Here is a 10,082-nt window from a genome sequence, read left to right as displayed (position 1 = left end):
TTAGTTGTTCGCTGCTGGCGGCCCTGCTCGTCTCGATGACCTTTGTGCCGCTCATCAGTTCGTTTCTGTTGGAAGCCAGGAGCGAAACTCCTATCGAGGAGAGGCGGCAGCGCGGGTTCACGGGCTGGTATTTCCGAACCGCGAAGAAGGCCATTGAACACAGGAAGGTGTGTCTGGCAGGCTCGCTTGTTCTGCTGATATTGGGCGTCGTCGTGTTTTCCACGCTGAAGCCGCAGTTCTTTCCGAAGGATCTTCAATACTTTTCTTACATCGACGTGTGGCTGCCTGAAGACACTCCGGCGAGCGCGACCAGTGCGGTTGCTCAGCAGGTGGAATCCGTTACCCGCCGGGTAGCTGAAGAGTATGGTAGAAGCCATCCGGAGCACGGACATCCGAAGGATGTTTTGGTCTCGATGACGACTTTTGTGGGCGGCGGCGGTCCTCGCTTCTGGAGCAGCGCTACACCTGAGGACAGGCAAACCAATTATGCTCAGGTGATTCTGCGAACGAAAGACAATCATGATACGACCCCTCTGCTTGCCCTTTTGCAGCCGGAATTGGACAGGCAAATTCCTGGAGCAATCATTGATACGAGGAATCTCGAAACGGGCAAGCCGGTTGGAATACCGGTTCAGGTCAGAATTTCCGGCGAAGATCTGCCACGTCTCAGAGCGGAAGCCGAACAGTTGAAGCAAATCTTGCGCGACATCCCCATTGCCGCCAGAGTTCGAGACGATTGGGGCGAGCCGAGTGTGAGAGAAGTGGTGCACGTCGATGCGGACCGGGCAAACCTGGCGCACGTCACAAACGCAGATGTTTCCGATTCCGTCGGTGCGGCTCTTCATGGCATTACGGCTGGAGTTTTGAGAGATGGCAACAAGCAGGTTCCGATTGTTGGACGCATGCGGATGGAGGAGCGGTCCCAACTCTCTGATCTGCGCAGTTTATACGTCTTCTCGCGGCAAGACACCCCTCCGGTGCCTCTCGATCACGTGGCGACGACTGCCCTGAGTCCGGTAACGCCTAAAATCCGACGCTTCGATCAGTACCGCACCATTACTGTGCAGTGCTGGCCTACGCAGGGACATTTACCTTCGGAGGTAATCGCAGCGGCTATGCCAAAGCTGGAGGCATTCCAGAAGCAGCTTCCCGACGGGTTTATATTCCGCTTCGCAGGCGAGCAAAAAGAGCAGGTCAGCGGCTTTGGTGATCTTACTACGGTGCTGCTGATTTGCGTTTGCGCCATTTATTTGGCTCTGCTTGCGCAGTTCAAGCATGCGTTCAAACCCCTCATCGTCTTTGCGGCCATTCCGTACGGCGTTGTCGGTGCAATTTTTTCACTCGCCATTATGGGCCAGCCCTTTGGATTCATGGCATTCCTTGGGATCATCAGCCTCATCGGTGTAATTGTGAGCCACATCATTGTGCTGTTTGAATTTATCGAGGAGCGACGAGAAGAGGGCGAGGAATTAGAGTTGGCGCTGATCGATGCGGGCATCCTCCGTTTGCGGCCAGTGATGATCACGGTTGCGGCCACAGTGATTGCGCTGTTTCCGCTGGCTGCGCACGGTGGCCCGCTTTGGGAGCCTCTTTGCTATGCCCAGATCGGCGGCCTGACGATCGCCACTTTCGTGACGCTGGGGCTGGTTCCGGTTCTCTACTCCTTCGTCGTGCTGGATCTGAAGCTAATCCGTTGGGAGCACGAGGAACAGGCGGGTTCTGCTGCATTAGCGAAACCAACAAACGTGCCTGCTAAATCCGGGATGGCTGCGTGACCACTATGTACATTGGACAGATCATTCAATACGCAACATTACTGTCCCTTCTGATGGGAGGCCTCGGCCTGGTTGTCGCGGTGGGGATTCACCGCGAGCAGGTGAAAGCGCAGATCTTCCTGGGGTTGTCAGCCCAGTATGACCAACTGCTGAAGGACTCTTCGTCGGGTTTGTGGCTCAGCTGGCTGCCTGGCACAAAGATACTTGAGCGGACGGACGATTTGATCATCTCGATGTTACGATTCTGCACCCTTGTCTCGCTAACGCATCTCTTGTATCTTGAACGCCGCATACCAAGACGAATGTGGGAGTTGATGCTCCGTTCCGCTGAGCGGAGGTTCCGCAGTCCCTTATTTGTGCGTGAGTGGGAGCATTTGAGAACCGAATTCGAATCATTTCCGGAGTTTGTATCTCTCGTTACCTCAGTGCATCGTATGCCGCCCCGTATTGAAACCCTTGACGCCTAAGTAACTCGGGATTACAAGATTCGGCTCGGTATCACAGTAGCAAATGATTGGATACTGCAGGAGTCCATTGTCTGTCTGAGAATTTCAGAGTTGATGAATGGAGAATTGCTCGCCCGATCAATAGTGCTAATAAACAGAAGGAGATGCCATGAAAATCACGAAACAGCTGATATTGCCACTAGCCTTGTTGTTCATGCTCGCTTACGCCAGGGGACAGGACATTCACTACAACTATGACCGGGGCGCGAACTTTCAATCCTATCGGACCTACCAATGGGTCGACGTCCAGAGGGGTCCGGGCGGTCCGTCAAAAGCCGATGTCCCGACCGGTTTGCCAACTTTGCCGGTCGGCCCACCACCTATGAGCGGTAGCAATATCCAAGATGATCCGTTGCTCGATCAGGACATTAGACGTGCAGTCGATGCACAGCTCGCAGAGAAAGGTCTCACCAAGGTGGACAAAGGTGGGGACCTTCTGGTGGGCTACCAGGCCAACGTCCGTGAGGAAAAGAGCATAAACCTGTGGGGCTCGGGAGGCTATGGCTGGTGGGGCGGAGGTCCATGGGGGGGCGGCCTCAGCTCGGTCCAGGGCCAGACTTCTACCATTCCCATTGGGACGCTGGTGGTGGGCCTGTATGACCCTGCAAGAAAGCAGTTGATCTGGCGCGGAGATGCTAGCAAGACCGTCGACCTCAAGAAAGATCCGAATAAAAACTACGGGAACCTGCAAAAGGCGATGGTCAAGCTTTTCAAGAACTATCCGCCTCAGCCCGGTAAATAGGTGCGAGGGGCGAAAGAACAACTTCGCGCTAGCCAACTGGACCCGCCGAGACAGTCGGCGGGTCCCACTCAACGAGGAGGAGCAATGGACTCACATTTTTGGGATGTTTATCGAGATATTCGATCCCTCATCCAAAAGACAGACGAGGCAGTCTACATCCTTTACACATCGATTGGAGCGATTACTGTTCGCAAATTCGTCTACCGAGCCGAAGCAGGTTATGTCTTTTTGCCGAGAACCTGCATCGCAGGCTGAACGTGCAGGCGTCCCGCCTTGCCGACATCCTGTGCCATCGCGAGCAACGTCACCTCAGTCAGCAGCTTGCCCTGGCCTACGATCGCAGGCAGATCATCCTCGAGCGAACTGAGCTGGCAGACAAGCTGGCTGGCCAGTACGTCGATGTTTACGATTTCGCTGATCGGCCGCTCGAGGTTCGATGGAAGGGGCACTCACTTCCCTATCGCGTCTTCAGCAAGGACCAGCGAGTCAGCCATACAGCAATCGTTGAGAACAAGCGACTGGCCCATGCACTCACGGTGGTGAAGGCACAGCAGGACATCAAGCATCAACCGAAGGTAAGAACCAACAGCGAGAAGCTCGGATATCAGAAGAAAGGCCGGAAGCTTTACGGGCCAGACTATGAACCGAAATCGAGGCGCCGTCCGCGGTGGAAATGACGGTCTGATGGAAAGCATGGAAGATCGAACGATGAAACTGTCCGATCTCCCACCCTTCCCACAGACCTTGGAAATCGCAAGAACAGCGATTTCACACATTCCCACCGCACGGCGACGACTAGGTTTACACTGACATTTCTAACGGGCAGAAAACCCTGACATTTCTATCGGGTGCCAACAGCCTTACTCCCAGACAGCCATCTCGCGTGGAGAGTAATGTCAGCGTGCTTGACTCTGGAGTAGACTCCAGACGTTATGCTGATGATGAGGCTGTGACCGATGCAAATCGGAGCGCCGCATCTGAAGCAACTGGCCACGAGCGTTCAGCCCAAAGGCTTGGCGGAGTTCGAGCGGGAGGTCCGCGCAAGGATACCTGAGCGCCATCTGCTGGACATTCTCAAGCGGACCGCTGGACCAGGCGATCACTGAACTGCTACCCAACATCCGACCGCAAGACGCCCAAGCATGGTTCAGAACACCATTTCACACTCTATAGCAAAGAGGAATACCACTCTAACTATACTATATAGCTTGACGACAGGCGCATTGATTGACACAGCGCCGATCTAGCAAGTCGTGAGTACGAGGTGCTGATTCCTGTGTGGTGTCGAGATCAAATTCTCGGCTGGGTTTTGCTTGGCGCGAGTCTGTGGATGGTGAAGATTGGCGCGCTAGCGCAGAACCTGGGATTCTCGGACGCTCCCGATTCCGTTCGCTTTGCGGTGATTGGCGATTCCGGCACCGGCGGCAGACGGCAGCAGGAAGTTGCAGATCAAATGGTGGCTGTGTGGAAACGGTATTCGTTCGATGTCGTTCTGATGTTGGGTGACAACATTTATGGCGAAGAGGCGCCGCGCGATTTCTATAAGAAATTCGAGCGCCCCTATGCCAGCCTGTTGACTTCTGGAGTGAAGTTCTACGCTTCGCTAGGTAATCACGACGAACCAGGTCAGCGCCTCTACCCTCTCTTCAACATGCAAGGTCATCGTTACTACGCTCTTAGTCTTACCCGGTATCTTCGTGCTATCAGCCTGGACAGCACGGCAATGGATCCAGAACAAATACGTTGGCTAGAGGATGAACTATCGCACCATCAGGCGCAATGGACTATCGTTTTCATGCATCACCCTTTATATTCCACCGGCAAGCGTCATGGACCTTCGCTCAAGTTGCGAGAGTCGCTGGAGCCGCTGTTCGTCAAGTACGGAGTAGATGTGGTGTTCTCCGGGCACGAGCATTTTTACGAGAGGCTTAATCCGCAAAGAGGTATTCAGTACTTCATCTCCGGCGCTGCAGCCAAGTTGCGCCGCTCGAACATCCGTCATAGCGACGAGACCGGTTGCGGACTGGACCAGGACAACAGCTTCATGCTGCTGCAAGCAACTGTGAACTCGCTCGAATTTGCTACCGTGTCTCGTGATGGCAAAGTGATTGACCGGGGCACAGTGCAGAAGAAGGGCCAGGAGAATTCCATCTCGGCGACCTGCTTGGTGCCACATTGAGACCATTCGTTAGGTGTATACTTTCAACGTGAAGGCGCTGGGGGATCAAGTGCCATCATCGAATTTCGCTGCACTAAGCGTTTCGCCACGATTCGACAGTTTTGCCGAAGACGCGATCACGGTCCCGAAATGAATCCGGACTCGGCTGCTTTGCAGCCTATCATGTCGAGGTGGCACTATGCCACTTGTTTGTCCCGCTTCGGATAAGTACCCAACGCCGTCGGAAACAGGTACTCGAATCCCCACAGATCTTCTAGGAAAGACTTCACGCCGCTTGTTCTGGCTGGCGTTGCTTATCTCGGTGACCACAGTTGTTCTCTTTGTTTTGCACCACTTCCTGGAGCCGGAGCTTCGAGGAAGTGAGCGTCAGCTGCTTTTTCGTGTCGGTATTGCTGTGCTTGTTCTAGTACCCCTGGCTATCATAGTTACCCATCGCTCCGGATTTTTGTCTCCTCGCAGAGTACTGGAATTGAGCGTGCTTTTTGAGATACTTGTCTCTTTTGGGCTAGCGCTCTTAGAGGTCAGCAACGCGCGCGTGCCCGTACAGACAACCTTCGGAATTTCCGCTGTACCTTTGTGGATTCTTACGTTTGGAATATTTGTTCCCAATACGCCGCTCCGCGCCTTGCTCGGTGCCATGATCTCAGCATCTACTGGACCCCTGGCATATGCACTCGGTCGCTGGGTGACCAAGATTCCGGCTTGGGAGAGCAGCCAGCTTGTTTTATGGTTTGTCCCTGCCTTCTTAATGGCGGGATGGACGTATTTTCTGTCGCGAGACATCTACCAAATGCAGGTCGACATCAGCCGTGCACGCGAGATGGGTAGCTACTCGCTAGAAAAGATGCTGGGCCGCGGCGGAATGGGTGAGGTGTGGGCGGCGCGGCACCGAAGGTTGTCCAGTGGCGCGGCTGTCAAACTAATTCGTCCTGAGGTGCTTATTCAAAGGACCGGCCGCGAGGCGCACGTCCTGCGGCGGCGGTTCGAGCAGGAAGCGCGAGCCACTGCTCGCTTGCGATCTCCGCATACCGTGGCGCTCCACGACTTCGGCGTCTCAGAAGATGGAAGCTTTTACTATGCGATGGAGCTGCTCGAAGGTCTTGACCTTGCGGATCTGATCGAACGCTTCGGGCCCCAGCCGCCCTCACGAGTGGTGTGGATTTTGCAGCAGGTGTGCGATTCTCTCGCAGAGGCACATGGCCTCGGTCTCATCCACCGCGACATCAAGCCCAGCAACGTTTTCCTCGCACGGTTGGGATTGAACTTCGATTTCGTGAAGGTCCTGGACTTCGGGTTAGTAAAGTCCGAAAACGGCGACGAAAGCCGCCTAACTCTTCACGGAACAGCCGCCGGAACACCAGCATATATGGCACCGGAGCTGGCCACGGGAGCGCCTTACGATTCACGAGCTGACCTTTACAGTCTGGGATGCGTCGGTTATTTCCTGCTAACTGGAACACCGGTATTTGAAGAACCCAGCCCGGTCGCGGTGGCTCTGGCTCATGTACAAAAACAGCCTGTGCCTCCGTCGCAGAAAACTGAGCTTTCCCTGCCGTCATCCCTGGAGGCGGTGATTCTGCGCTGCCTTGCGAAGGACCCGGCAGGTCGCCCTCAGAGCTCCGCAGAGTTGGGACAGTTGCTTGCTGATTGCGAGGGCGTCGGTATTTGGACACGGCAAGATGCTGAACGTTGGTGGCGAGTTCACCTGCCGAATTCTTTTTCCGACAAGGATTCTCAGTTCGCGGACGCGTTATGGCCAGCAACCTAAACGGTAGCCAGTCGCTCCGTCCGGTCGCACAGATAGCCATGCTGGTCTCGAGCCTGATGGTGGCACATCAGGTGGCCGGCAAGGCGGCCCGGGACGCTCTCTTTCTCTCCCAGTTTGATCCGTCGTATTTTCCCCGGATGGTGATGGCGGGGGCGGCTATCTCCATCGCCGCAGCACTGCTCAATTCCCGGATCTTGCAGGCTTTGACTCCGGCTCGGATAGTATCGTGGGCCTTTCTCGCCAGTGGAGGTTTGCATTTTGTTGAATGGCTGCTGCTGTCCGGGCCCTATCGCCCAGTGGTAGTGGTGATCATCTACATTCACATAGTTGGCCTTGGCGCCATCGTCTTGTCTAATTTCTGGTCTTTGCTTAACGAGCGCTTTGATCCGCGCTCGGGCAAGCAATACTTCGGCCGGATTGCCGGTGTTGGGACCTTGGGCGGAATTTTAGGAGGATTGGCCGCTGAACGGTTCGCCGTGATCCTGCCGTCGACCGCCTTACTCCTTCTTCTGGGCAGCCTGCATTTGCTGTGTGGGTGCATCAGTTTCGTCGTTGTGTACCGCTCGCGGAGTGTTGCTCCTCCCGAAGACAATCATCCTGATCATGAGGAACAGCTGACATCTGCCGCTTGGCCGATATTCCGGAAATCCAGTTATCTGCAGACACTGGCTGCATTGGTACTCCTCGGAACCACAATAGCGGCGCTGCTCGACATCGTCCTTAAGACTCAGGCGGCGACTTTGATAGGTCGTGGGCCGGGTCTATTGCGTTTCTTTGCGATCTTTTATACCGCCGCGCATGTGTTGAGTTTGGGCGTTCAAGTACTGGTGACCCGCAAATGGCTTGAGAAGCAAGGCTTGGCCCGAGGCATAGGAGCTCTTCCGGCAGTGGTAGCAGCTGGCGGTGTCGGCGCACTGATCTTTCCTTCGTTTGCGGTGTTGGTTGTGACTCGAGCATTGGAGATTGTCTTACGCTGTTCCATCTACCGAGCTGGTTATGAGCTTCTCTACACACCGTTGCGCGTGCGGGAGAAGCGAGCCGCCAAACCTGTGGTTGATGTCGTATTCGATCGCCTAGGTGACATCCTTGGAGGCGCGGCTTCCCAGATCTTTTTCGTGTTAGGTGGGGCACTCGCCGTAAAAGGAATCCTCCTGGCCTCGGTGGCTTTGTCAGGAGTGGCCTTGTTCGTTACCCGACGACTGGGAAAGTTATACGTCCGAGTCCTCGAAAACGCGCTGGGGGAACGTGCTATCGAACTGAATGTCTCTACGAGCCAGGAACTCATGACGCGCTCAGTGGTCCTGAGAACGCTGTCTTTAACACAGCAGGTGACTCCCGAGGCAGCCGCTCCTGCCAATGCGGAGCACGGCATCCAGGAGCGGCAGGCCCCACCACTCTCCGATCCAATCCTGCAACGACTCGGTGACCTTCGCTCCGGCAACGCCGAACTTGTGCGCCATACCCTGGGGACCACTGATTATCTGGACGCGGTCCTGGTTCCGCAAGTGATCGTTCTGCTTGCCTGGGACGAAATCGCACCGGATGTGCTGCGCGTCTTGCGCAAAGGCGTCGGTCAAATTGCAGGCCAGCTTCTCGATGCGCTGCTGAATGAGAACACCGACTTTGCCATTCGTCGGCGGATCCCTCGGGCGCTGGCTCACTCGGATGACCTTCGAGCTGTCCAGGGAATGATGCGAGGATTGAATGATTCGAGGTTTGAAGTGCGTTTTCAATGCGCTCGCGCGCTCGACGTTATTCTGCAACGAAACCCGGCATACCATCCGGATCGGGACATAGTATTTACAATTATTGAACGCGAATTGTCGGTCAGCACCGGAGTCTGGGAAAGCCGACGTCTGTTGGATCGGAGACAGATTACCGATCAGCTCCTGTTTCTGGATAACGTTTTACGAGAACGGGCAAATCTGAATTGGGAGCACCTTTTCAGCTTGTTGGCGCTCGTTCTGCCTCGAGAACCGTTGAAGATTGCCTTCAAGGCCTTGCATACAGACGATCGCCTGTTACGCGGATTAGCTTTGGAATATCTCGACAGTGTGCTGCCACCACGACTGAGGCATCTGCAAAGCGTCCTTGAGATCGCGGCCGACGTCGCGCCCAGAGCCCCAGCGCGCGAGGACGTTACGGCACGATTAATGGACGCTAAGCCGACGGTTGCTTCAAAGCTGACGAGTATGACGCTGCCTGTGGTGGATAGAAGCGACTAACGCTATTCGCAATCTTGGGTATTGGATCCTGCGCGGCTGAGGTGCGTACTTTCAAAGTCCGTGGGCCCTAGGCCCGAATAATTCTTGAAAGTTGAAGAAGCGAAAGCTCAGGACATGTTGTCAAGACAGTGTTTAAATAAGCCAAAGTGGCCTATGCGTGTCAGACAATAGCACGACAGAGTGTTTGTTGTTCGCTGAGACTTTTCCCAAGCCGGTCGTGGCGCAGTTCGATCAGCGGCAGGGCAGTTCCGATGGCGGCGCCATCCTGTTGAAGGCGGCCGAGCGAGGCTACGGCTTGATCGGCGGCTTGGCCGGGTGCCTGGAAGACAAGCGGCAAGCTGGGAAGATCGAACATTCGTTGCGCGAGTTGCTGGCGCAGCGTGTATTCTCGATTTCCTGCGGCTACCCAGATGCCAACGACTCGGCGCGTCTGGGTGCCGATCCAATTCACAAGATGCTGCTCGACCGTGACCCGGTCACGGGACTGGATCTGGCTTCGCAGCCAACGCTGTCGCGCTTTGAAAACTCTGTCGGGCCCAGGCAACTCTACCGTATGGGGGAATCCCTGGCGACCAGCGTGATCGAGCGCCATGCCCAGCGCTTGGGCAATCGTGCCCGCCTGGTGACCATCGACCTTGATCCGACCGACGATCCGACTCATGGGGCGCAGCAGTTGTCCTTCTTCAACGGACACTACGACACCTGGTGCTACCTGCCGGTGATGGGTTTTGTCAGCTTCAACGACGAAGCCGAACAGTATCTGTGTGCGGCGGTGCTGCGCCCCGGCAACGCGACCGCATCGGCAGGGACGGTGGGGATTCTGCGCCGCCTGCTGATGATCGTCCGTGAATTGTTCCCGGACGTGCGCATCCGTATTCGCCTCGACG

The 10,082-nt window shown here is 55.6% G+C and carries 8 protein-coding genes; all 8 read left to right on the top strand.

The genetic code is table 11. The features are described 5' to 3' along the window. Window positions 1-1,775: efflux RND transporter permease subunit (locus tag Q363_RS27960; protein ID WP_035357231.1), on the top strand; the 1,775-nt coding region annotated here is incomplete at its 5' end. 5 nt (window positions 1,776-1,780) lie between these two features. Further along, window positions 1,781-2,242, top strand: coding sequence for a hypothetical protein (locus Q363_RS27955; RefSeq protein ID WP_051979434.1), 462 nt, complete (start codon window positions 1,781-1,783; stop codon window positions 2,240-2,242). A gap of 148 nt (window positions 2,243-2,390) precedes the next feature. Beyond that, window positions 2,391-3,023, top strand: coding sequence for a DUF4136 domain-containing protein (locus Q363_RS27950; protein WP_035357219.1), 633 nt, complete (start codon window positions 2,391-2,393; stop codon window positions 3,021-3,023). 257 nt (window positions 3,024-3,280) lie between these two features. After that, window positions 3,281-3,700 (top strand): hypothetical protein, encoded by a 420-nt coding sequence (locus Q363_RS27945; protein ID WP_051979433.1) that lies wholly within the window; start codon window positions 3,281-3,283, stop codon window positions 3,698-3,700. 587 nt (window positions 3,701-4,287) lie between these two features. Further along, on the top strand, window positions 4,288-5,202 hold the full coding sequence (locus tag Q363_RS27940) for a metallophosphoesterase family protein (RefSeq protein ID WP_157467723.1): 915 nt from the start codon (window positions 4,288-4,290) through the stop codon (window positions 5,200-5,202). A 274-nt stretch (window positions 5,203-5,476) separates the two neighbouring features. Continuing rightward, window positions 5,477-6,970 (top strand): serine/threonine-protein kinase, encoded by a 1,494-nt coding sequence (locus Q363_RS36960; protein WP_051979431.1) that lies wholly within the window; start codon window positions 5,477-5,479, stop codon window positions 6,968-6,970. Next, window positions 6,955-9,195, top strand: coding sequence for a hypothetical protein (locus Q363_RS27930; protein WP_035357217.1), 2,241 nt, complete (start codon window positions 6,955-6,957; stop codon window positions 9,193-9,195). Before Q363_RS36960 ends, Q363_RS27930 begins: the two co-directional genes overlap by 16 nt. 187 nt (window positions 9,196-9,382) lie before the next feature. Next, window positions 9,383-10,082 (top strand): transposase (locus Q363_RS27925; RefSeq protein ID WP_211256395.1); only part of this gene is annotated, 700 nt, incomplete at its 3' end.

The sequence above is a fragment of the Edaphobacter aggregans DSM 19364 genome (assembly GCF_000745965.1).
Classification (GTDB): Bacteria; Acidobacteriota; Terriglobia; order Terriglobales; family Acidobacteriaceae; genus Edaphobacter; species Edaphobacter aggregans.
Note: the sequence above shows the minus strand (reverse complement) of the source record. Positions and strands in the feature narration are given on the sequence as shown.

What these genes read in the sequence shown, in the direction of transcription:
- Q363_RS27955 (WP_051979434.1), top strand. Translation starts at nt 1,781, where the DNA reads ATGTACATTGGACAGATCATTCAATACGCAACATTACTGTCCCTTCTG.
- Q363_RS27950 (WP_035357219.1), top strand. Translation starts at nt 2,391, where the DNA reads ATGAAAATCACGAAACAGCTGATATTGCCACTAGCCTTGTTGTTCATG.
- Q363_RS27930 (WP_035357217.1), top strand. Translation starts at nt 6,955, where the DNA reads ATGGCCAGCAACCTAAACGGTAGCCAGTCGCTCCGTCCGGTCGCACAG.